The 22,484-nt window shown below is 68.3% G+C and carries 21 protein-coding genes; 5 read left to right on the plus strand and 16 right to left on the minus strand.

Annotated features, from left to right (window positions below; all coding sequences use genetic code 11):
* Positions 1 to 117: 117 nt before the first annotated feature.
* The 7 genes from LGN10_RS19800 to LGN10_RS19830 all read right to left on the minus strand — a co-directional run bounded on the left by LGN10_RS19800 (position 118) and on the right by LGN10_RS19830 (position 6,263).
* Positions 118 to 483: a response regulator gene (locus LGN10_RS19800; RefSeq protein ID WP_059639893.1), complete on the minus strand. Its 366-nt coding sequence runs from the start codon at positions 481 to 483 to the stop codon at positions 118 to 120.
* A 36-nt stretch (positions 484 to 519) separates the two neighbouring features.
* A complete protein-coding gene (locus LGN10_RS19805) occupies positions 520 to 1,479 on the minus strand; it encodes a chemotaxis protein CheX (RefSeq protein ID WP_226224754.1) in 960 nt (319 codons plus the stop codon).
* Between the two features lie 22 nt (positions 1,480 to 1,501).
* Complete coding sequence (locus LGN10_RS19810) at positions 1,502 to 2,083, minus strand: hypothetical protein (RefSeq protein ID WP_226224756.1); 582 nt, start codon at positions 2,081 to 2,083, stop codon at positions 1,502 to 1,504.
* Positions 2,080 to 2,820: a methyl-accepting chemotaxis protein gene (locus LGN10_RS19815; protein WP_413227154.1), complete on the minus strand. Its 741-nt coding sequence runs from the start codon at positions 2,818 to 2,820 to the stop codon at positions 2,080 to 2,082. Before LGN10_RS19815 ends, LGN10_RS19810 begins: the two co-directional genes overlap by 4 nt.
* A gap of 10 nt (positions 2,821 to 2,830) precedes the next feature.
* Positions 2,831 to 5,218, minus strand: a complete 2,388-nt coding sequence (locus LGN10_RS19820) for an MCP four helix bundle domain-containing protein (protein ID WP_226224758.1) — start codon at positions 5,216 to 5,218, stop codon at positions 2,831 to 2,833.
* A 398-nt stretch (positions 5,219 to 5,616) separates the two neighbouring features.
* Positions 5,617 to 6,024, minus strand: a complete 408-nt coding sequence (locus tag LGN10_RS19825; protein ID WP_059639271.1) for a type II toxin-antitoxin system VapC family toxin — start codon at positions 6,022 to 6,024, stop codon at positions 5,617 to 5,619.
* Positions 6,021 to 6,263: an antitoxin gene (locus LGN10_RS19830; RefSeq protein WP_059639270.1), complete on the minus strand. Its 243-nt coding sequence runs from the start codon at positions 6,261 to 6,263 to the stop codon at positions 6,021 to 6,023. Before LGN10_RS19830 ends, LGN10_RS19825 begins: the two co-directional genes overlap by 4 nt.
* A 258-nt stretch (positions 6,264 to 6,521) precedes the next feature.
* On the opposite strand from LGN10_RS19830, the gene LGN10_RS19835 reads away from it, so the two are divergent.
* Positions 6,522 to 7,205 carry an alpha/beta hydrolase gene (locus LGN10_RS19835; protein WP_226224759.1) on the plus strand — a complete coding sequence of 228 codons (684 nt, stop codon included), beginning with the start codon at positions 6,522 to 6,524 and terminating at the stop codon, positions 7,203 to 7,205.
* A gap of 73 nt (positions 7,206 to 7,278) precedes the next feature.
* Here LGN10_RS19835 and LGN10_RS19840 read toward each other — a convergent pair whose 3' ends face one another.
* Positions 7,279 to 8,784, minus strand: coding sequence for an amino acid permease (locus LGN10_RS19840; RefSeq protein WP_060967662.1), 1,506 nt, complete (start codon positions 8,782 to 8,784; stop codon positions 7,279 to 7,281).
* Positions 8,785 to 8,860: 76 nt separating this feature from the next.
* On the minus strand, positions 8,861 to 10,267 hold the full coding sequence (locus LGN10_RS19845) for an aspartate ammonia-lyase (protein ID WP_060311148.1): 1,407 nt from the start codon (positions 10,265 to 10,267) through the stop codon (positions 8,861 to 8,863).
* Between the two features lie 142 nt (positions 10,268 to 10,409).
* Here LGN10_RS19845 and LGN10_RS19850 point away from each other — a divergent pair, with 142 nt between their 5' ends.
* Complete coding sequence (locus tag LGN10_RS19850; protein WP_226224761.1) at positions 10,410 to 11,384, plus strand: LysR family transcriptional regulator; 975 nt, start codon at positions 10,410 to 10,412, stop codon at positions 11,382 to 11,384.
* Positions 11,385 to 11,442: 58 nt separating this feature from the next.
* Here LGN10_RS19850 and LGN10_RS19855 read toward each other — a convergent pair whose 3' ends face one another.
* The 4 genes from LGN10_RS19855 to LGN10_RS19870 form a co-directional block, all read right to left on the minus strand.
* A complete protein-coding gene (locus LGN10_RS19855) occupies positions 11,443 to 12,507 on the minus strand; it encodes an asparaginase (RefSeq protein ID WP_226224762.1) in 1,065 nt (354 codons plus the stop codon).
* A gap of 156 nt (positions 12,508 to 12,663) precedes the next feature.
* On the minus strand, positions 12,664 to 13,686 hold the full coding sequence (locus tag LGN10_RS19860; protein WP_226224764.1) for a DUF2891 domain-containing protein: 1,023 nt from the start codon (positions 13,684 to 13,686) through the stop codon (positions 12,664 to 12,666).
* Positions 13,687 to 13,705: 19 nt separating this feature from the next.
* Entirely contained in the window at positions 13,706 to 14,656 is a 951-nt protein-coding gene (locus LGN10_RS19865) for a DUF979 domain-containing protein (RefSeq protein ID WP_099317303.1), read from the minus strand.
* Positions 14,653 to 15,342: a DUF969 domain-containing protein gene (locus tag LGN10_RS19870; RefSeq protein ID WP_059582489.1), complete on the minus strand. Its 690-nt coding sequence runs from the start codon at positions 15,340 to 15,342 to the stop codon at positions 14,653 to 14,655. The genes LGN10_RS19865 and LGN10_RS19870 overlap by 4 nt, the downstream gene beginning before the upstream one ends.
* Before the next feature lie 274 nt (positions 15,343 to 15,616).
* Here LGN10_RS19870 and LGN10_RS19875 point away from each other — a divergent pair, with 274 nt between their 5' ends.
* The gene (locus LGN10_RS19875) at positions 15,617 to 15,841 is read left to right on the plus strand and encodes a hypothetical protein (protein ID WP_050013757.1); all 225 of its coding nucleotides are present in this window, start codon (positions 15,617 to 15,619) and stop codon (positions 15,839 to 15,841) included.
* A gap of 43 nt (positions 15,842 to 15,884) precedes the next feature.
* Here LGN10_RS19875 and LGN10_RS19880 read toward each other — a convergent pair whose 3' ends face one another.
* The gene (locus LGN10_RS19880) at positions 15,885 to 16,313 is read right to left on the minus strand and encodes a hypothetical protein (protein ID WP_059582492.1); all 429 of its coding nucleotides are present in this window, start codon (positions 16,311 to 16,313) and stop codon (positions 15,885 to 15,887) included.
* A gap of 311 nt (positions 16,314 to 16,624) precedes the next feature.
* Between LGN10_RS19880 and LGN10_RS19885 the strand changes: the two genes are divergently transcribed.
* The gene (locus tag LGN10_RS19885; protein WP_226224765.1) at positions 16,625 to 17,629 is read left to right on the plus strand and encodes a chemotaxis response regulator protein-glutamate methylesterase; all 1,005 of its coding nucleotides are present in this window, start codon (positions 16,625 to 16,627) and stop codon (positions 17,627 to 17,629) included.
* 67 nt (positions 17,630 to 17,696) lie between these two features.
* Positions 17,697 to 18,758, plus strand: a complete 1,062-nt coding sequence (locus tag LGN10_RS19890) for a diguanylate cyclase (protein WP_319000545.1) — start codon at positions 17,697 to 17,699, stop codon at positions 18,756 to 18,758.
* A 27-nt stretch (positions 18,759 to 18,785) separates the two neighbouring features.
* On the opposite strand, the gene LGN10_RS19895 is transcribed toward LGN10_RS19890, so the two are convergent.
* Together LGN10_RS19895 and LGN10_RS19900 are read right to left on the minus strand one after the other, a co-directional pair.
* Positions 18,786 to 21,035 carry a putative bifunctional diguanylate cyclase/phosphodiesterase gene (locus LGN10_RS19895; RefSeq protein WP_226224767.1) on the minus strand — a complete coding sequence of 750 codons (2,250 nt, stop codon included), beginning with the start codon at positions 21,033 to 21,035 and terminating at the stop codon, positions 18,786 to 18,788.
* Between the two features lie 285 nt (positions 21,036 to 21,320).
* On the minus strand, positions 21,321 to 22,358 hold the full coding sequence (locus LGN10_RS19900) for a LysR substrate-binding domain-containing protein (RefSeq protein WP_226224769.1): 1,038 nt from the start codon (positions 22,356 to 22,358) through the stop codon (positions 21,321 to 21,323).
* Positions 22,359 to 22,484 lie beyond the last annotated feature (126 nt).

Below are 22,484 nucleotides of genomic sequence, written 5' to 3' on the forward strand. Positions count from 1 at the left end.
CCCCCCCCCCCCCCCCCCCCCCCCCCCCCCCCCCCCCGCCCCCGGCATCCGGCAGGATACGGACATCCCGGCGCGCTGTAAATTGCGCGCGCAACCGTTCGACGGCCCGCTGGCGCGTCAGCCCGCGAGCTTCTTCAGCGCGTCGAGCACCGCATCGCCCTTGAACGGCTTCACGATCCAGCCCTTCACGCCGGCGGCCTTGCCGCGCGCCTTCATCGCCGGGCTGCTTTCGGTCGTCAGCATCACGACGTTGACCGCCGTGTTCGCCAGTTCGCCGCGAATCTTCTCGACCATCGTCAGGCCGTCCATGTTCGGCATGTTCACGTCGCTGATCACGAGGCGCACGCCGGGCGTCGCCTTGAGCTTCGCGAGCCCGTCCTTGCCATCGACGGCCGTCGCGACGTCGAGCCCGTGATTGCGCAGGAAGCCGGCCACTTCGTCGCGCACCGTGCCCGAATCGTCCACCACCAGAATCTTTGCCATGTCGTATTCCCCTTTCGTCGTTGCCGACTTCAACATTCAAAACAGTTCGAGTTCGCCCGCTTCGACCATCGGCCCGACGTCGTGCACGGATTCGCGGAAATCCTCCGGCGACCAGCTCAGGCTGAACACGAAACGCTGGTCGAGACGGACCGAGCGACCCGAAGCCGGATCGGTCATCCGGTACTTGAAACAGAGCTGCGGACAGTCGCCGCCGAACGAGATGAACTTCTGCTTGTGATTGACGACGAGCGGCACCTGCACCGGATGGCGCGCCAGCGCCTCGGCGTCGCCGAGATAGCGGTTCTTGAACGCGCCCCACACGAGGTTGGTCAGTTCGCCGAGCACGCTGTTCACGTCGCGGAAATCCGGCGCGCGACCGCTGTCGCGCGTGCCGCCGAGCATGTCGAGCAGCGGCTGCTCGCTCGTCTGCAGCAGCATGTAGCCGCGGCACCACGCGCTTTCGAGCGCGATCAGGCTGAACACTTCGCCGAAGATGATCTGGTCGCGCACGATGCACGGCGTGTCGTGCTCGATCGTCATGCCCGGAAACAGGCTGTCGATGCGCGCCTCGGTGATCTCCGAGATGCCGCGCACGAGCGCGTTCGGGTAGTCGCGGCCGAACAGGTATTCGTCGATCGCGCGCGCGAGCGGCGTCATGTCGTCGGCGACATAGGCCGCGCACGCCACACGCGCGAGCGCATCGGGCAGCCCGTCGCGCGACGCGAGCGATTCGCGGCGCAGGATGATCGGCAGCTCGGGCCGCAGCGCGTCGATCTGCGTCGCGATGATCGCGCTCTCGGCCGGCGAGCCGCCGTAATCCTCGGCCAGCAGGATCGCGCCGAGATCGATGTTCGAGCGCAGCACCTTCAAGAGCCGGCTGCGCCGCACGGTCAGGCCGACCAGATTGTGCTCGTCGCAGAAACGCTTGATCGCGTCGGCATGCACGCGGCTGTCGTCGAGCACGAGCACCTTGCTGACGGGTTGGTCTTCGGTCATCGGATGGATTCCTGATGGTCGGTCAGAACAGTTCGAGCTCGCCGCCGCTCTCCACCGTGGCCGTTTCCGGCACATGGAAATCGACCGGCGCGTTCGCGCACACGCACAGCGTCGCGCCGACGCGTACGTCGCCGTCGAGCGTCAGGTCGTACGCGGCCACGTAATCGGGCGAGAGCGTGTGCATGGCGTCGATGCTCGCGCCGCTCAGCAGGCAAGGCGTCGACATCCCGAGATCGGGGAACGGCGCGGTCAGCGCCTGGTTGATCGCGCCGCAACACAGGTTCGCGACTTCCATGAACGCGTCGGTCAGCGGCCGCTGGCTGCTCGCGCCCGCCGTCGCGCCGGCGAAATGGCGGCGCGTCGGGTCGTCGTCGCTGAAGCGCAGCGCAAGCAGCAGGCGAAAATGCAGCGCCGAGATCGTCAGCACGACCACATGTTCGGCTACCGTCGGCTTCGAGCGCGGCTTCGCGCGCACGCGATCGGGCGCGTCGTGTGCGTGCCCGGCGGCCGGCCGGATGTCGCACGCGCCGCCGGCCGCGAGCCGCGTGCGCGCGGCATCGAAAAAGATCCGCTCGAAACCGGCCCTCGCCTGCGCGCTGATCACGGGGCCGCTCCTTCGATCCGCGCGTGCAGTTGCCCGGCCAGCGTCGCGACCGTCGCGAGCGCGGCCGTGATCATCTTGCCGCCGGCCTGAATGTCCTGGAACGTCGCGGCCGTCACGAGATCGTTGCGGTTCAGGCTGTCGCGATAGCTGTTCGACAGTTCCTGCGAGCGCGCGGCCAGCCCGCGCACCTCGCTCGCGACGATCGAGAAGCCGCGCCCGGCCGTGCCGGCACGCGCCGCCTCGATCGACGCGTTCAGCGACACGATCGACACGTGCGCGACGATCGCCGACAGCTCCAGGTTCTTCGCGCGCATGTCCTGGTTCTGCGTGGTCAGCGAGATCATCTGCTCGTGCCAGCGCTCGAACGTGCCGGCGAGCCCGCGCAGGCGCGCGGCTTCGTCGGCGATCTTCATCGCGTGCTGCGCGAGCGCCGCGCGGTCGGACGACAGCGCCTGCAACGCGTCGCGCTGCGCGGCGCTCCCGGACACCTCGCGCGCCAGCGCCTCTTCCAGTTGCGCCTCGCGTTGCGCCCATGCGTCGGCCGCTTGCGCATGCGCCGACGCCGTCTCTTCCGCCCTGGCCTCGGCCGCGTGAAGCGCACCGCGCAACGCATGCGCGTCGCGCTCCATCGACGCGACGAGCCGTTGGCGCATCGCACGACACACGATCGCCGCCGCCACCGCGACGACCACGCCGCCCGCGAGCGCGGCGGCCATCTGAATCATCCACGCCTGCACGATCACGCCGTCACTCCGCCGCGCCGATATCCGCGAGGCGCGCCGGCTGCGCGTGCCCTGCGCCGTGAGTGGCACCGTCGGCCGCGAAGCGCGCCGGCAGCGACACGATCGTCTCGAACGCGCGATACGGCGCCCCGACGCGATCGTCGGTGAAGCGCAGCGCGATATCGCCGCCGTCGCGCTTCAGGAAATTGCGCACCGCGTCCATGCCGACGCCGCGCCCCGATACTTCGGTCACCGCTTGCGCGGTCGAGAAGCCCGGCCGGAAGATCAGCTCGGCGACATCCTCGTCGGACAACGCCGCTTCGCTCGCGGCATCGATCCAGCCACGTTCGCGCGCGATGCCGCGAATCCGGTCGAGCGCGAGGCCGCGGCCGTCGTCGCCGAGCACGAACCACAGTTCGCCGCCGCCCACGCCGACCGCGATGTCGATCGTGCCGGACGCCGCCTTGCCGGCCGCGCGCCGCTCGTCGGACGATTCGATCCCGTGGTCGATCGCATTGCGCAGCAGGTGCATGAAGACGTTCTTCAGCGTCGCAACGATCTCGCTGCGCACGCGCTGGCCGTGGCTGTCGATATGCACGACGGGCGCCGGCTTGCCGAGCTCGGCCGCGAGCGACGGCAGCGATTCGATCACGCCGCCGAGCGCGTCGCCGATCCCTTGCGTGCCGAGCTGGCTCAGCATGCGGCGCACGGCATCGCGCGCCGCGCGCCAGTCGGATGCGTTGGCCGGATCGGCGCCGTCGAGCACACGCAGGCTCTCGCTGATGTGCGCACGCTCGACCATCAGGAAATCGGCGCCATTCTGCGCCGGCTCGCCGCTGCGGCCGAGCGTGACCGCGTTGATCGTCGCGTAGTGGTCGACGGCTTCGCGTACGCGCGCCAGGTCGTCCATCAGCGCGTCGCGATTCCACTCGGGGCCGCTGTCCGCGCGGCGCAGCGATTCGTACGCCTGCTCCGCTTCGTGGACGATGTTCGTCAGGTGCTGAAGGCTGTACGTGCGCGCATTGCCCTTGATCGTGTGCATGTTGCGGAACAGCGCCGCGACGATCGAGTGATCGGCGCGCTCGTGCTGGCGGATCATCCGTTCGTTCTCGCTGAGGAAGCCCTTCGCGCTGTGCACGAAGTCGTGGAACTTGTCCTGGCTGATCGACAGAATCTCGCCGATCATCTCGAGGCGGCGCTGCTGCTCGCCGGTCTGCGCGGTCAGCGCGCGTATCTCGGTCACGTCGCGCACGCACAACATCAGGCGCACCACCGTGTCGGTTTCGTCGGTGATCGCCGACCAGCTCAGGTCGAGCCACTTCTCGCGGCCGTCCGGCATTCGCTTCGCGACTTCGTTGACGAGCAGGTGCTCGTTGAACTCGAAGTTCATGCTGTCCTCGCCGAGGCACGCGTGCACGGCCGCGTCGACCTGCGAGCGCGCGTCGGCGCCGATGGCCGAATCGTCGAACACGAGCGCCATCAGGTCGCGGCCGGCGATGTCGTTCGTCTCGAAGATGGATTCGAGGTACGCCGAATATTCCGCGTGCACGACGCCGCCTTCGACGACGGTCAGGATGCCCTGCTGCATGTTCTGCAGCATCGCCTGGATGTCGGCCGTCTTCTGCTTCAGTTGCGCGGCGTTCTCCTGGATCTTCTCGATCATCCCGTTGAACGCGACGATCGAATGGCCGATTTCGTCCATCCGGCCCACCGGCACGCGGCGTGTGAAATCCTGGCTCGTCGCGATCTCGCTCATCGCCGTCTGCATCCCGATCAGCGGGCGCGTGATCTGGCGATACAGCACGAAGCCGAGCGCGGTCAGCAGCACGATCACCGTGCCGGCGACGCCCGCGATCGCGGTGGCCGTGGTCGCGAGCATCCCGTTCAGCGCGCCGATCGCGTCGTCCTTCTGGCGGTTCTTCTCGACGCGCAGCGTGTCGACGATGCTTTCGAGTTCGTCGCGATACTGCGCGACGTTCGCGAACAGGTAGGCCTGCGCCATCTCGGCCTTGCCGTCCGTCTTCATCTTCACGGTGTCGTCGATCGCCGCGAAATAGTTGGCGGCGCTGTCCTTCGCCTGCGTGACGAGCCCTTCCTGCGCGCGGCCGACCGCCGATTTCGCCTGCGCGTCGAGCGCGGCGCGCAGCGCGGCCTGCTTCGCCTTCAGCTCGTCGCGCGCCTGGGCGGCGGTGTTCGCGTCGGGCGCGTAGACGAGCGTCATCGCCGCGATCTGGATATTCTTCACCTCGGCGACGAGATCGGCCGACGCGAGCGCGCTCGGCACGATTCCCTGGGTGACCTGACGCACCTCGGACGCGCTCTTACGCGTCTGGTACACGGCATAGACGCCGATCGCGGACAGCGCGAAGAACGTCAGGACGACTAGCAGCGTGATGCGATGACGGATGGTCATGAGTACAGCTCCCCGCGGCGATCCGGGTGCGATCGCCCTTTGGTCTGTTGAAAGAGTGTGAGCGCCGAATTATCGGGGATGGCGTATGACGGTCCGATGACCGAAAATCAATCGGTCATTGAGGAAAATGGAATGAATAATTGTGCGGGGAAAAGCCTAAAGTCTTTTGCGGATTTGCCGTTAACTTCGCGCCGCCTTACCGGCGTGGAAGCTGCGCCTGAGCAATCGTCGAAATAGCGGATATTTATTGTTTTATGCCGGCTCCGCAAAATCCGTTTTATTGAATGCCGGCAAAACGTTTGCGTATTATCGGCGAGCCGGTTTGTTTTGGTATTTTTATAATCGTTGCAGTATTCGCCGGGCTGGCTCGTCAGTGTCCGTCCCGCATGATCGACTGTTCAGCCTTCGTTCGGCTCGGCGAGCCAGTCTTCGCATTGCAGCCGCGGAACGCGCTCGAATTCGCGGACGTTGTGCGTGACGAGCACCAGGTGCCGCGCACGCGCCTGCCCTGCGATCAATGCATCGTAAGGGCCGATCGGCGTGCCGGCCGCGATCAGATGCGCACGAATTTCGCCCGCATGCTGCGCATCCTCGGTGTCGAACGGCACGACCTCGAACTGCAGCGCGTCGACACGCGCGGCGTTCGCCGCCGCTCGCTGGCTCTTGTACGCGCCGTAGTAAAGCTCATGCGCGACGATCGCCGGGATGCCGAAATCGGCCGGCTGCCACGCATGCAGGCGGGCCAGCATCGCCGGCTCGCCCTTGAGAATGGCGATCACCGCGTTGGTATCGAGCAGGAACTTCATTCGAACACATCCAGGCCCGAGCGCTCCTGAGCGGACGGCTGCGTGGTCGCGGCAGCCTCGAAATCGGCGTCGACCGGGCCGATCAGCGGTGTCAGCCAGGCCCAGTCCTGCGGCACCGGCTCGAGAACGACGGACGCCCCGTGGCGGCGGATGCGGACCTCGGCCGTATCGAAGCGAAATTCCTTCGGCAGCCGGACGGCCTGCGAACCGCCATGCTTGAAGAGCTTTGCAGTATCCATGTTTCCGCCCTCACGTATCTACAGAATGTATCTATTTTATCAATTGAACGTGAGAATGACGAGTCGTCCGATCGGCCTGGTGTGAACGGATTGCCGGGCCGCCGGCCCATGCCCGATCGCGTGACGTCGCGATCCGTTCCTGCAACGTACCGGGCCCAGATTCGTTCCGGTCACGAAACAATCAATCCCGCCCCGGCGATTCCCCTCCCGATCCGCCCGCTCTAGACTGTTGCATCGTTCCCCTTTCGGACCCACGCAATGACCGACGTCCTGCCGCTGACCACCGAGCCCGAATCCGGCCTTCAATACCGGCTGCGTCCGGCCACTGGCGGCCCGGCCGCCCGCCTGTTGCTGCTGCACGGCGTCGGCGGAAACGAGACCAACCTGTTGAACGTGGCCGACGCGATCGATCCGCGCATCGAAATCGCGTTCCTGCGCGGCCCGCTCACGTTCGGGCCCAATCAGCATGCATGGTTTCCGGTGCGTTTCGGCCCGAACGGCCCTGAAATCGATCCGGCGCGTGCGGACGAGAGCCGCGTGCAATTGATCACGCTGCTGCATGCATTGCGCGCACAGGATGGCGCAGCCCCCGCGTTACCGACCGTGATCGCCGGCTTCAGCCAGGGCGGCATCATGAGCGCGAGCGTCGGCCTCACGTCGCCGGGCGACGTGAGCGCGTTCGCCGTGCTGTGCGGGCGCATCCTGCCGGAAATCGATCCGCTGATCGCGCCGCGCGCTGCATTGAGCACGCTGCACGCGCTGGTGATGCACGGCCGCTTCGACGACAAGTTGCCCGTCGCATGGGCCGACACGGCCGACGCGAAGCTGACGGCGCTCGGCGTCGCGCACGACACGCGGCTGTATGCGGCCGGCCACGAGCTGACCGCGGAGATGGCCGGCGATTTCAGCCGATGGGTCGGTGAGCGCGCCGGGTTGAACTGACTCGAACCAAACGGACCGGGGGCGCCAGCCCGCGAACGGACCGGCGCCCCCGGCGCATGACGTCACGCGTTCGTCACGCGTTCCGCGCGGGATCCGCCACGCCACGCACGGATGCGGGCACCGCCGCCGCCCGCTCGCGCTCGGCGCCACGTTTCGCCAGCTTCCAGCCGATCACCAGCGCGAGCACGACGACGGGAATCGTCGCGATGGTCCACGTGCCGCCCGGATAGTCGAACGCCATCAGCACCAGCACGCCGACGAGAAACGCGAGCGTGAGCCACGACGTGAACGGCGCGCCGGGCATCCGGAACGACACGGCCTTCATCTCGCCGCGATCGACCGCGCGGCGGAACAGGATCTGGCACATCACGATGAAGCCCCACGTCGTGATGATCCCGAGCGACGCCATGTTCAGCACGATCTCGAACGCCTGGGCCGGCACGATGTAGTTCAGCGGCACGCCGATCGCATTGATCGCGACCGTGATCAGGATGCCGCCGTACGGCACGCCGCGGGCGTTCATCCGCGACACGAAGCGCGGCGCCGAGCCGCCCATCGCGAGCGAGCGCAGCACGCGGCCCGTCGAATAAAGGCCGGAATTCAGGCTCGACAGCGCGGCCGTCAGCACCACGACGTTCATCACGGTGCCGACGTAAGGCACGCCCAGCTTGCTGAAGAACGTGACGAACGGGCTTTCGTGCGCGCTGTACGCCGTCCACGGCAGCAGCAGCGTCAACAGCACGACCGAGCCGACATAGAACAGCGCGATGCGCCACATCACGCTGTTGATCGCCTTCGGCAGCACCTTGCGCGCGTCGGCGGTCTCGCCCGCCGCAACGCCGACGAGCTCGATGCTCGCGTACGCGAACACGACGCCCTGCACGATCAGCACCGCCGGCAGGATCCCGTGCGGGAAGATCCCGCCGTGATCCGCGACGAGATGCAGCCCCGTCATCTGTCCCGCCACCGGATGGCCGCTCGCGAGAAACACGGCGCCGACCGCGAGAAACACCGCGAGCGTGCCGACCTTCACGAGCGAGAACCAGAACTCCATCTCGCCGAACACCTTCACGCCGATCATGTTCATCACCGACACGATCCCGAGCGCGCCGAGCGCGAACACCCATTGCGGCACGTCGGTGAACACGGCCCAGTACTTCATGTAGATCGCGACCGCGGTGATGTCGACGATGCCGGTCGTCGCCCAGTTCAGGTAGTACATCCACCCCGCGACGAACGATGCGCGCTCGCCCATGAACTCCCGTGCGTACGACACGAAGCTGCCGCTGGTCGGCCGGTGCATCACGAGCTCGCCGAGCGCGCGCATGATCAGGAACGCGAACACGCCGCACACGAGATACACGAGCGCGAGCGCCGGCCCCGCGCTTTGCAGGCGCCCGCCCGCGCCGAGAAAGAGGCCGGTGCCGATCGCACCGCCCATCGCGATCATCTGCACGTGCCGCGGCTTCAACTGCTTCGCATAGCCGGCTTCGTGCGACGCGAACATCGCATCGGGATCGGCGTGCACGGCATCGGCGCCGCCGGCCGGACCGGCCGGGCGCTCGGTGGGGTGTTTCATCGTGAGTCTCCGTTGTTTGTCGATGTGTTTCGCCCCGCTGCGGGGGCGCTTTCGGTTGGGCCGCGACCGGCCGGCGTCAGAACACGCGCGGCCGGATCAGCGCTTCGGGCTGCAGTGCTTCGTCGAGTTGCGCCTCGGTCATCAGTTCGCGCGCCAGCACGACCTCGCGGATCGACTTGCCGGTCGCGTGCGCTTCGGCGGCCACGGCGGTCGCGCGCTTGTAGCCGATGTACGGATTCAGCGCGGTGGCGAGCGCGACCGAGCGCTCCATCGTTTCGCGCAGCCGTTCGGGATTCGCGGTGATGCCGCTCACGCATCGCTGCGCGAGCGTCGTGCAGGCGGCCGTCAGATGGCTGAAGCTGCGGAACAGCGCGCTCGCGATCACCGGTTCGAACGCGTTGAGCTGAAGCTGGCCGGCCTCGGCCGCGAACGTGATGGTCACGTCGTTGCCGAACACCTCGAACGCGACCTGGTTGACGACTTCCGGGATCACCGGGTTCACCTTGCCGGGCATGATCGACGAGCCGGCCTGCACGGGCGGCAGGTTGATCTCGCCGAAACCCGCGCGCGGGCCGCTCGACAGCAGCCGCAGGTCGTTGCAGATCTTCGACAGCTTGACGGCGATCCGCTTGAGCACGCCCGACACCTGGACGAACGCGCCGCAATCCTGCGTCGCCTCGATCAGGTTCGGCGCGGTGCTCAGGTCGAGCCCGGTGATGCGGCGCAGCGCGGCCAGCGCCTTCTCCGCGTACTCCGGATGCGCGGTGATGCCCGTGCCGATCGCGGTCGCGCCGAGGTTGATCTCGCGAATCAGCCAGCCGGCCTCCTGCAGCCGCGCGATGTCTTCCGTCAGCATCACCGCGTAGGTCGAGAATTCCTGGCCGAGCGTCATCGGCACCGCGTCCTGCAACTGCGTACGGCCGAGCTTCAGCAAGCCGGCGAACGCGTCGGCGCGCTCCGCGAAGGCATCGCGCAGCCGCGCCATCGCCTCGAGCAGGTGCTCGACCGCGAAGCACGTCGCGATCCGGATCGCGGTCGGATAGACGTCGTTGGTGCTCTGCGCGAGATTGACGTGCTCGTTCGGATGCAGATATTCGTACTGCCCGCGTGCGTACCCCATGATTTCGAGCGCGCGATTGCAGATCACCTCGTTCGCGTTCATGTTGGTCGACGTGCCGGCGCCGCCCTGGATGACGTCGACGACGAACTGGTCGTGCAGCCGCCCTTCGCGGATCTCGACGCACGCCGCGGCGATCGCGTCGCGGTACGGCCGCGGCAGCAGACCGAGTTCGCAATTGGCGTCGGCCGCCGCTTCCTTCACGGCCGCGAGCGCCATCACGAGGTACGGCAGCGACGCGATGGTGCGGCCCGAAATGTCGAAATTCTCTTTCGCGCGCAGCGTATGGACGCCGTAATACGCGGTAGCCGGAATGCTTCGTTTCCCTAAAAGATCCGCTTCGACGCGGAAGCCGCTTTCTGCCATCGTGCCCTCCTGAAATGTCTCGTGCCGCTCGCCGGCCGCCGCTTCCCGACGCGACGGGTTCGCATTCTATGCCTTTGCAAAAACATGCTCGCTTCTGTATTATCGAAAGCGGTTTTGCGTGGGACGCAACAGCGAGAATCGAATGAAAAAAGGTGCGAGAGAAACCGGCATCGATCACCTCGGCGCGATGCGCGCGTTCGTGCGCGTGGTCGAAACGGGGAGTTTTTCGGCGGTGGCGAAGGAGATGCGCGTGTCGACGTCCACCGTCGCGCGCAAGGTCACGGCGATCGAGGAGGCACTCGGCGTCGCGCTGCTGCACCGCTCGACGCACAGCGTGACGCTCACCGAAGCCGGCCATATCTACCTGGAACGCGCGGTCACGCTGATCGCCGATCTCGACGACACGCTGCGTGTCGTCGCCGAACTGAATGCGCAGCCGAGCGGCCCGCTGAAGCTCACCGCGCCCGTCGCGTTCGGCCGCCGTCATCTCGCGCCGCTGATCGCGCCGTTTCTGGCGCGCTATCCGACGATCCAGCTCGACGTGCGGCTGACCGACAACCACAACGACCTCGTGGCCGGCGGCTTCGATCTCGACATCCACGAAGGCGAGAACTACCTGGACAACCTGGTCGTCCACCGGCTGTCGCGCAACGACAGCATCCTGTGCGCGACGCCCGGCTACCTCGACCGCTGCGGGCGCCCGGCGACGCCGGACGACCTGAAGCACCACAACTGCCTGCGCTACGTGCACCCGGAAGGCGATCCGCGCTGGGAGCTCGTGAGCGGCGATGCGCGGCACAGCGTGCTGCCGGCCGGCAATCTCGTCACCGACCATTCGGAGCTGCTACTGGAAGCGACCTGCGCGGGGCTCGGTATCGCGGAATTCGAAATCTGGCTGGTGCGTGACCTGCTCGCGAGCGGCGAGCTCGAACCCGTGCTGCCGCGGCACCGGCTGCAGAACCGGCTGACCGGCGAATACATCTACATCGCGTATCTGGCGAACCGGCGCAGCTCGGCGAAGCTGCGCGTGCTGAAGGACTTTCTGGTGGAACACCTCGCGCAGATCGGCGAGCTGTCGGCGCGCGAACTCGCGAGGATTCGCGACGCACGCGCGTAGCGCGCGCCGATGCGCATGCCCGGGTCACGGGCCGGCGGCATCGGCGCGGTAACCGCGCTCAGGCCGCCTGCAATTCGAACGGGAACGTCGCGTGCCCGAACTCGACGCCCTGCGTGTTGAGCATCGGCGGGCGGTGGAAGCCGGCCAGTTGCGCACGCTGCTCGGCCGTGCCGATCTGCAGCCGCTCGAGGATTTCGCTGACGACCATGTACAGCACGTCGAGATTGCCGTCCTCGATCTTCACGGAGATGCCGAGCGCGCCATCCGCGCCGAGTTGCCGCGTGCGTTCCGACGCGCGCACGCCGATCCCGTAGCACGCATCCGCGCCGAGCTTGCCGACCACCTGCCCGCCGAACGCGTTCATCAGTACCGTGCAATAGCGCCCTTCACCCGCCACCAGTTCCGGATGGGCGGTCATCGCGCGATGAATGCGCGCCAGTGCGCGGATCCGGTCCGTCACGTGGGCACCGCCCGCTTCCACCGCGTCCGCGCCGTCGGCCAGCGACGCGTACAGGCGCGCCAGCCGATCCAGCGGGAACGCCGGCGTCGGCAGGTTGCAGCCGTCGATGCCCCAGACGACTTCATCGTCGCGCAGGCCGCACGCATCGGCCACCACCTGCTTCACGCGCACCTGCATCGGATGGTCGGGCAGATGGTAATCGGCGATCGCCGCGCCGATCGCCTGCGCGCCGGCCAGCATCCCGACATGCTTGCCCGAACAGTTGCTGCATACGCCGGTCGGCGTGTAGTCGCGCTTGATCCATGAACGGTACACCGCGTCGGACAACGGCGGATGGCCGCCGCAGCGCAGATCCGCTTCGTGCGCGGCGACCTTCGCGAGCATCGCGCGCGTGCGTTCGATGTGACGGTCCTCGCTGCTGTGCGATGCACACATCAGCGCGATGTCCGCGTCGTCGAAGCCGAAGCGCTCCGGCGCGCCCGTCTCGATCACCGACAGCGCCTGGGCCGGCTTGGCCGCCGACCGCGCGAGCGTCATCCGGAACGGATCGCCGAACCGGGCCAGCAGCCGGCCGCGTGCATCGACGACCGCCACATGGGCGACGTGCGTGTTCTCGATCGCATTGCCGCGGTACGTGACGACCGCTGCGCGTGGGGTGTCCATCCTCTTTTGTCTCCTTGCTCGGGGGCCTGACGCCGGGGCCCGTCCAACCGGTACGGCAGTGTAGCGAGTCGTCGCCGCCGCGCGTCGGCCCTGACATGGAAAGCGGTGTTGCATGCGACGCAAAGGCAAGCGCGCCCCACGAACGCCCGTGGCGCGCTACGCGTCCAGCGCGAGCAACGCGAACGTGGCGAGCCAGTGCTCGCCCATGTAGTCGCCGGCCACGTGCGCGAGCGCGCTCGCGAGATGCCGGTCGGCCGCGTCGAGCAGCTTCGCGCGCCGCTCGTCGCCTTGCGGCAGCGCGCCGGCCAGCGACCGCTGGCACCACGCACGGCTCAGGTTCAGCCCGTCGAGGTGCGCGATCTTGCCGTCGCTGCGGTCGCTGACGGTCGCCGGCTCGAACAGCGTCGCCGGTTCGCCGCGCGCGAGATCGGGCAGGAAGCGTGCGAACCAGCCGTCGAATTCGGCGGCCGGCAGCACGCGCCGCATCAGTTCGGCTTCCATCAGCGCGGGCGACAGGAATTCATCGCCCGACGGCTCCCACGCCTGGCACGCGACGTCGTTCAGGTGCCAGCGCTTCGCGGTATCGACGATCAGCGCGGCGAGCCCGTCGCGCTGCGTGTCGCGGGCGAAATCGAGCGCCAGCGCCAGCGCGAACGCGGTGTTGAAATGCGTGCCCACGCGCAGCGGATAGGTCGCCTTCGGCAGGAAAGTCTCGAAGCGCGACACGAACAGGTCGGCCAGCGGCGCCATCGTCTTCGCCCAGCGCGCGGCCTGCGGCAGCGCGCCCTTCAGCGCAAGCCGCTCGAGTTGCGCGGCGAGCGCGAGCAGCCACGCCCAGCCATACGGCCGCTCGAAGCCCGCGTTGTGCGGCAGCGCGAGATACGCGCGCTCGCCGGCGACGTTCGCGTCGGTAAAGTGCGCATCGACGATCGCGACGATGCGCTCGGCCTCCGGCAATGCCGGGTAGCGTTCGAGCACGCGCAGCACGAGCCAGTAGCCGTGCACGCACGAGTGCCAGTCGTAGCTGCCGTAGAAGATCGGGTGCAGCGCGCGCGGGCCCTGCACGTCGTGCGGCCCTTCGAGCGCGTGCGTGAGCTTGTTCGGATATTCGCGAGTCAGGTGCGCGAGCGCGAGCGACGCGAATTTCGACGCGAGTTCGGGGGTGAGTCGGTCGGTCATGAGGATCTCTTCCATCGAATCAGAAGCGGAATACGAACGCGTACATCAGCAGCGTGTTCACGGCCAGCAGCAGCACGGCCGTCGGCCACTGCGTCTTGATCACGCCGTTCTTGTCCTTCAGTTCGAGCAGCGCCGCGGGCACGATGTTGAAGTTCGCGGCCATCGGCGTCATCAGCGTACCGCAGAAGCCGCTCAGCATCCCGATCGCGCCCATGATCGCCGGATTGCCGTGGAATTGATGGACGATCAACGGCAGCCCGATGCCGGCCGTCATCACCGGAAACGCGGCGAAGCCGTTGCCCATGATCATCGTGAACAGCGCCATGCCGACCGTGTAGGCCGCGACCACGGCGAACGGCGAATCGATCGGCACCCACTCCTTCACGAGCCCCGACACCACGCCGCCGACGCCCGCGACCGCGAACAGCGCGCCGAGCGCCGCGAGCATCTGCGGCAGGATCGCAGCCCAGCCGACCGCGTCCATCGTATGGCGCGCTTCCTTCAGCGCATGCACGGGCGAATCGCGCAGCATCGCGAGCGCGACGACGAACGCGACGATCGTGCCGAGCACGAGCGAGATCAGCGTCACGCTCTTCGGCTCGACGAACGGCAGGAGTTTCAGCGCGAACGTGCCGATCAGCGTGACGACCGGAATCAGCAGCGCGGGCAGGAACAGCCGGTTGCCGAACCGCTGCGCGAGCGTCTCGCGCCGCACCGCCGCCGCACCGCCCGCCTCGTCGGACTGGCCGCGGCCAAGCTTGCCCGAACCGGCGATCACCGCGAGCGCGATCGCGAGGCAGCCCGTCACGAAATGCGGCAGCAGCGCACCGAACAGGAACGTGACCGCGTAAATGGCCCAGAACGCGAAATTGACGACGCGACGCGGGTTCGTGCGGTCCGTCAGGTTGAAGTACGCGAACGCGGCGAACATCAGGCCCGCGAGCGTGTACAGCGATTCGAGGCCGATCATCGCGCGCCCTCCTGCTTCACCAGGCCGAAGCCGCGCGCAAGCCGGCGGTCGAGCAGCGCGAGGCGCGTGCAGTGAATCAGCAGCGCGGCGACGGCGGTCGGGATCGCCCACACCGACAGGTGCAGCGGCTCGATGGAGATGCCGTTCTGTTCGAGAAAGCCCTTGATCAGCAGGATCGACTGGATCGCGATGAAAATGTCCTCGCCGAAGAACACGGCGACGTTGTCGGCGCCCGACGCATGCGCGCGGATCTGCTGGCGCACCGACTCGGGCAACTCGCCGTGCCGGCCGACCGCGGCGGCCTCGGCCATCGGCGCGATCAGCGGCCGCACCATCTGCGCATGGCCGCCGAGCGACGTGAGGCCGAGCGCGGCCGTCCCCTGGCGCAGCACGAAGTACAGCATCAGCACGCGGCCCGTGGTGGCCGCCTGCACCCGCGAGATCATCCGCTTCGCCTGCTCCTTGAGCCCGTTGCGCTCGAGCAGCGCGATCACCGGCAGCGTGAGCCAGATCAGCCCCATGTAGCGGTTCTCGGTGAACGCCTTGCCGAACGCGCTGACGATGTCGACGAGATTCAGCCCTCCCGCCAGCCCCGTCGCGAGCCCCGCGATCGTGACCACCAGCAGCGCATTGAAGCGCAGCGCGAAGCCGATCACGACGATCGGCACCCCAATCAGCACCAGCATTTCTCCTCCTCGTGTCTGGGGACGCGCGGCACGTCGGCCACGCGCGGCCGGCCCGGTTTGCATCGGGCTCGGACGGCGAAATCTAACACGAGACTTTATCGATAAAAAGTCGACAATTTGCAGGTTCGGGTAAACGTTGAAGCGGCACACCGTGCGCGCACCGTGTGTCGGCCGCCTTTCATCCGATGAATCGGGCGTGCCGGCCCGCCCGCGTGGCGCGGCCGCGGCACGCCGACTACACTGGAAAGCATCGGCAACGTACGGGAGAGCCGCCATGATTGACGTATTCCAGACCATCGGCAGCCGCGCGTTCTCCGCCCATCTGGCGAAGGACGGGATGGTGACGCTGATGGAGCAACGCCATGAAGTCGACCGCGTGACGCTCGCGACCGCCTATGCCGCGCTCGTCGAGGAAGCCGAGCAGGAAGACGACCTGCGCGATGCGACGGTCGAGGGAATGATGCGCGCGCTGATCCAGGGCTACGCGCGCAGCCATTGACGGCGCGGCGGCGCGGCCGCTGCCCGATGCGCGGTACGGCCCGCTACGCGGCCGGCGTGCCCGCGCCCACGCCGAACCACCGGCCCTCGCGCATTTGCCGGTAATCGGCCTGCGTGAAGATCCTCAGCAGGTTCGCCACCGCGCCGTTGCTCGCGCGATCGCGTTCCGTCATGAAGGCTTCGACCTCGTCGCGGCCGGCAAACAGGATCGTGCCGAAATGGCGCTCGCGCTCCGCGTCGGAGAGGTTCGTCGCGCGCAGCTGATACGGATGGTGAAGCGCGGCGAACAGGAAGTAGTAGCGCTCGGCATCGTCGCGCAGCACGCGCACCGCGTCGGGTTCGACCGGGAAATCGCGGTGGAACGACGCGTGCCCGCTCTCGATGTGGATTCGGTACAGCAAACGGCCGTCCTGCTCGATCACGATCGGCGCGTATGGAGCGCGGCTGACGAGTACGGTTTCGGGCGCGGTCATCCGGTTCCCTCCTTTCTTTTTGTCGATGCCGGCACGGTAACATGCGGACTTTCGCGGCCTGCCGGGACAGGATCGACTGGCCCGCTGGCACGCAATGCGGCATCGCCATAGAGGAAACGTACTGAAACGGCGCAATGCGCAAATTTTTCGATTGCCGCCGCCCGCGCCGCATGACAGCATTCGGGCGTCGCCAACCGAAAAGAATGCCGCGCCGTCCGGCCGCCGATGCCGTTCGGCCGCGCCGAACAGGCTGCCCCCTCCATGAACCCGGCCCAGCTCCAACACCACGAACCGACCGGAGAATTCCGCTTGTGAACATCGGCATCGTCAACGACCTCCCGCTAGCCGTCGAGGCGATGCGCCGCGCGATCGCGCGACGGCCCGAGCACCGCGTGCTGTGGGTCGCGACCGACGGCGCGCAGGCCGTCGAACTGTGCGCCACGCAGCCGCCCGACATCGTCCTGATGGACCTGATCATGCCGAAATGCGACGGGATCGAGGCGACCCGCCGGATCATGCGTTCCGAACGGCCATGCGCGATCCTGATCGTGACGAGCTGCATCGGCGCGAACGCGTGGCGCGTGTTCGAGGCGATGGGCGCCGGTGCGCTCGACGCGGTCGACACGCCGCGGCTCGGCGACGGCGCGGCCGACGACACGACGAAACTGCTGCTCGCAAAGATCGACCAGATCGGCCACCTGCTCGACGCGCCGGGCGGCACGCGCGTCGCCGGCGCGGCCGCGCGCACCGGCGGCGGCCCGCTGGTCGCGATCGGCGCATCGGCCGGCGGCCCCGGCGCGCTTGCGTCGATCCTCGGCAGCCTGCCGGCCGATTTCAATGCGCCGATCGTGATCGTGCAGCACGTCGATCGCGCGTTCGCCGAAGGCATGGCGCAATGGCTCGACGGCCAGACCCGGCTCACCGTGCGCGTCGCCCGCGCGGGCGACCGCCCGCAGCCGGGCGTCGCGCTGCTCGCCGCGACCGACGATCACCTGCGCGTCACGCGCGCCGGCACGCTCGAATACACGCGGGAACCGGCCGCCACGCCGTATCGCCCGTCGGTCGACGTGTTCTTCAACAGCCTGACCGAGCACTGGCCGGGCCGCGTGATCGGCGTGCTGCTGACGGGGATGGGCCGCGACGGCGCGATCGGCCTGAAGGCGCTGCGGATGAAGGGCTACCATACGATCGCACAGGACGAAGCGACGAGCGCCGTGTACGGGATGCCGAAGGCGGCCGCGACGCTCGGCGCGGCGCGCGCGATCCTGCCGCTCGGGCGCATCGCGGGCGAACTGGCCGCGCTCGCGCGTATCTGAGCCCGACGATGACCACGTGCAACACCCATGCCTGCTCCTGCAACAACCGCAACAACCCGCATCGACCATGACGATTGACCTGACTCGCCCGCCCGGCGGCCCGAGCGCGTCGCCCGCCGACGCGCCGGCGATGGTGCTGCTGGTCGACGACCAGACGATCGTCGCGGAAGCCGTGCGGCGCGCGCTCGTCGACGAGGAAGGCATCGACTTCCACTACTGCCCGCGCTCGGACGACGCGATGGCCGCCGCGATCGAGACGCGCCCGACCGTGATCCTGCAGGACCTCGTGATGCCGGGCACCGACGGGCTGAGCCTCGTGCGGGCGTACCGCGCGAATCCGGCCACGCGCGACGTGCCGATCATCGTGCTGTCGACGCAGGAAGAGCCGGTGATCAAGAGCGCCGCGTTCGCGTCCGGCGCGAACGACTATCTGGTCAAGCTGCCCGATCGCATCGAGCTGGTCGCGCGCATCCGCTACCACTCGCGCTCGTACCTGAACCTGCTGCAGCGCGACGAGGCCTATCGCGCGTTGCGGCAGTCGCAGCAGCAACTGCTCGAGGCCAATCTCGAACTGCGGCGCCTCACGCACTCCGACGGCCTGACCGGGCTGTCGAACCGCCGCTATCTCGACGAATACCTGGCCGCCGAGTGGCGGCGCGGCGCGCGCGAGCGCAGCGAGCTGTCGCTGCTGATGATCGACGTCGACAACTTCAAGCTGTACAACGACACGTACGGGCACGTGTCGGGCGACAGCGTGCTCAAGCAGATCGCGTCGACGATCGAGCGCTGCCTCGGGCAATCGGGCGATCTCGCCGCGCGCTTCGGCGGCGAGGAATTCGCGGTCGTGATGCCCGGCACGTCGCCCGGCGCCGCGCGGCTGCTCGGCGAGAAGATCCGGCTCGCGGTCGAGGGGCTGCGACTGCGGCACGCGCATTCGTCGACGGGCAACCAGACCGTGACGATCAGCATCGGCGGCGCGAGCATCGTGCCCGCGCCCGGCCTGCCGACGACCGTCCTGATCGAGGCGGCCGACCGCGCGCTCTATCGCGCGAAGCACGCGGGCAAGAACCGGGTCGAGATCGATCCGTCGTCGACGCCGCCGGACGCCGGCGGGTTCGGCGCTCGGTAGCGGCTGCAACCGGCGAACGCGCCGCGCTCAGGCGGCGCCGAGCCGGCGCGCGTAGTCGCCCGCGTCCAGCGGGCGGCTGAACAGGTAGCCCTGCTGCATGTCGCAGCCGATCTGCTGCAGGAACCACGATTGCGCCTGCGTCTCGACGCCCTCGGCCGTGACCTTCATCCCGAGCGAATGCGCCATCGCGACGACCGCCTGCGTGATCGCGACCGAGTCGTGATGATCGGGCACGCCCGACACGAACGAGCGGTCGACCTTCAGGTTGTGCAGCGGAAAGCGCTTCAGGTACGCGAGCGACGAATAGCCGGTGCCGAAATCGTCGACCGAAATGCGCACGTTCATGTCCGTGAGCGCTTCGAGCATCGGCAGCACGGTGTCCGTGTCGTTCATCAGCACGCCTTCGGTGATCTCCAGCTCCAGCGCGGACGGGTCGAGCCGCGTTTGCGCGAGACAGCGGCCGACCGATTCGACGAGCCCCTCGTGGAACTGCCGCGGCGACAGGTTGACGGCCAGCATCAGGTCCGGCGCGATCGTGCGGCGCCACTCGGCGGCCTGCCGGCACGCGGTTTCGAGCACCCACTGGCCGATCGCGACGATCAGCCCCGTATCTTCCGCGACCGGAATGAATTCCGCCGGCGACATCGGCCCGAGCTCGGGGCTCGTCCAGCGCAGCAGCGCCTCGGCGCCGACCGTGCGGCCGCTGCGCGCATCGATGACGGGCTGATACGCGAGCCGCAGCGTGTCCGACGCCAGCGCGCGCCGCAGCGACTGCTCGATCGCGAAGCGGCGCTGCAGCCGCAGGTTGAGCTGCGCGGTGAAGAACGTGAAGTGGTTGCGGCCGCGCTGCTTCGCGTCGTACATCGCCGAATCGGCGTTGCGCATCAGCGTCACCGCATCGTCGCCGTCGCGCGGCGCGACGCTGATGCCGATCGATACGCCGAGCCAGTATTCGTTGTTCGCGATCGCGAACGGCTTCGCGATCGCGTCGATCACCTCGCGCGCGAGCACCGCGAGACGGTCGGGATCGTCGCAGTCGTCGACGAGGATCACGAACTCGTCGCCGCCGACGCGCGTGAGCGCGTAGCGGCCGTCCGCGCAGGCCGCGAGCCGCGACGCGACGCTGCGCAGCAGCGCGTCGCCCGCGTCATGGCCGGCCGTGTCGTTGACCTTCTTGAAGCCGACCAGATCGATGAACAGGATCGCGACGCGCGCGGGCCCGCCCGCCGCGTCGGGCGCGCCGAACAGCTCGCGCATGCGGTCGCCGAGCCAGCGGCGGTTGTAGAGGCCCGTCAGCGCGTCGCGGGTCGCCATGTAGCGCAACTGCTGCTGCGCTTCGCGCACGGGGCCGATGTCGTTGAACGACACGAGCACCGAATCGGCCTGCGTGTCGCCCGGCCTCACGATCGGCACCGCGTTGCCGCGCACCCAGATGATGTCGCCGTCCGCGAGACCGAAGCCGACCGTATAGTCGAGCATCGGCGTGGCCGTCTCGAGCGCGCGCCGGCTCGGCCAGTCGTGCGGCTCGATCGGCGTGCCGTCCTCGCGCAGCTTGCGCAGGATCACCGTCGACAGCCGGCGGCCGACGAGCTCGCCCTTCACGCGCATCATCCGGTTCGCGCTCGGATTGCTCGCGATCACGACGCCGTCGCGCGAGACGACGAGGATGCCCTCGCTCAGGCTGTTGACGACGAGCCGGTGATGTTCCTCGCTGCGCGCGAGCTGGCGCGCGATCCGGTCCTGATGCACCGCGAGGCCGACGCTGTTGCCGATATCGCGCAACAGCGCGGTTTCCTCGTCGCTGGGCCGGCACGGCCGCGGGTGATAGACGGCGAACGCGCCGAGCACGGCGCCCGCATCGTCGAGAAACGGCACCGACCAGCACGCGCGCAAGCCCAGCGGCAACGCGATCGCGCGGTAGTCGGCCCATAGCGGATCGGTTTCGATGTCCTCGACGGTGACCATCCGGCGCTCGTACATCGCGGTGCCGCACGAGCCGGCCGCGGGCCCGATCGTCGCGCCGTCGATCGCCGCGCTGTACTGCGCGGGCAACGACGGCGCCGCGCCCACGCGCACGTGCATGCCGTCCGTATCGAGCAGCAGGATCGTGCACGACGCGCCGTCGCCGAGCAAAGCCTCTGCACGCCGGCAAACCTCGACCAACAGTTCCGGCAGCGGCGTGTTGCGTGTGATCAGCCTCAGCACGCTCTGCTCGGATGCGAGCACTTCCGCGGCGAGCCCGAGGCTGTAGCGAGAACTTTGCGGTTCGGTATTCAAAGTGAATCCTGCCGTCTGTCCGACCGGGTCTGATGCGCCCGATTCGTTTTCGATATTTCGTGCCCTGTTCCGCCTCGGGTTTACGCCGATGCCCGGTGCGCCCCGTTTGCGCGCCGAGCGAGGGCGCGCCGAAATCTATTTAACACCAATCCGTGACGATCGGCATACCTGCTTCCATCAGGGGATACGCTCGGTTGCCGCGCTGCCCCCGCCAGCGGCGAACGGTTCGCCGCCAGGTTGCTGCACCGCACGAAGGCCGCGCGCGCGTTCTCCGAAAACGATCCGTCAGAATGTGTCCGCGCCCCGCTCCGTTCCCGGTCGGTCGTCCGCGCCAGGATGCGTGCGCGTCACCGCGCTCAGCGCGTCGATCGCCGCGGCGATCGACACGCTCGCCGGCGCCGCATACAACGCACCGACCGTCTCCGGCATCGTCGACAACTTCAGCGGCAGCCGGCCGACGCGCTCGCCGGCCCGCGCGGCGAGGTCGAACGCGCGGGCCGACTGCACGAACAGGCACGGCGACTGGTCGGCGACCGCGCGGTTGGTCTGCCACGACACCGACTCCATCAGCACGGCCGGCGGCGCCAGGCCGGCCTTCGCGAACTCGGCATCGAGCGCCGTGCGCGCGGGAGAACCGAACGGCGGCGCGATCCACGGAAACGCGGCGGCGTCGCGCCAGCCGATCCGCGCACGCCCGAGCAACGGATGGCGCGGCCCGCACACGACGATCATGTCGTCGCGGTACAACGGCGCGACGGCGAGCCCCGCGCTCAACGCCGACGCGTCGAGCCGGCACACGAGCAGGTCGAGCTCGTGGCGCCGCGCCTGCACGAGCATCCGGTCGAGCGTGTCTTCCCGCACGTTGAGCTGTACGGGGCGGCCGGCTTCCCGCAGCCACGCGAGCGCGCCCGGAATCAGTTGCGGCGCCATGTTCGGCAGCAGGCCGATCGACACCGGTCGGCCGGCGCCGGTCCGCAACGCGTCGAACGCGGGTGCGACGCCGCGCATGTCGGTCAGCACGCGGCCGATGCATTCGAGCAGCGCATCGCCGTATGCCGTCGGCGCGACCCGCCGCGACGTGCGCTCGAACAGCGGCAGCCCGAGCGAGTCCTCGAGCTCGCGCAGCCATTTCGACAGCGCCGGCTGCGTGATCGACGCGGCCTCGGACGTGCGCGCGAAGCTGCGTGTGCGGCCGAGCGTATCGAGCGTTTCCATGTCGCGCACACGCAGCCGCCGCAGCGCCTGCGCGATGCGCTGCTCGTGGGCCGGCGCGAGCGGGTCCGGTCGCGTGCGGCCGGCCGGGCCGCGGGGGTCGAGGGTCACGGGCGTCTCCGTCATTCATGTTCGTCAGGTTATCGATCGACCCTGATCTTTCATCGATCGATACGCGATCCTGCCGCATAGTCGTCGGCATGAAAACCCCCGGCACGAGCCGTGCATGACCAGGAG

It is taken from the genome of Burkholderia sp. AU32262, from assembly GCF_020419985.1.
GTDB lineage: Bacteria > Pseudomonadota > Gammaproteobacteria > Burkholderiales > Burkholderiaceae > Burkholderia > Burkholderia semiarida.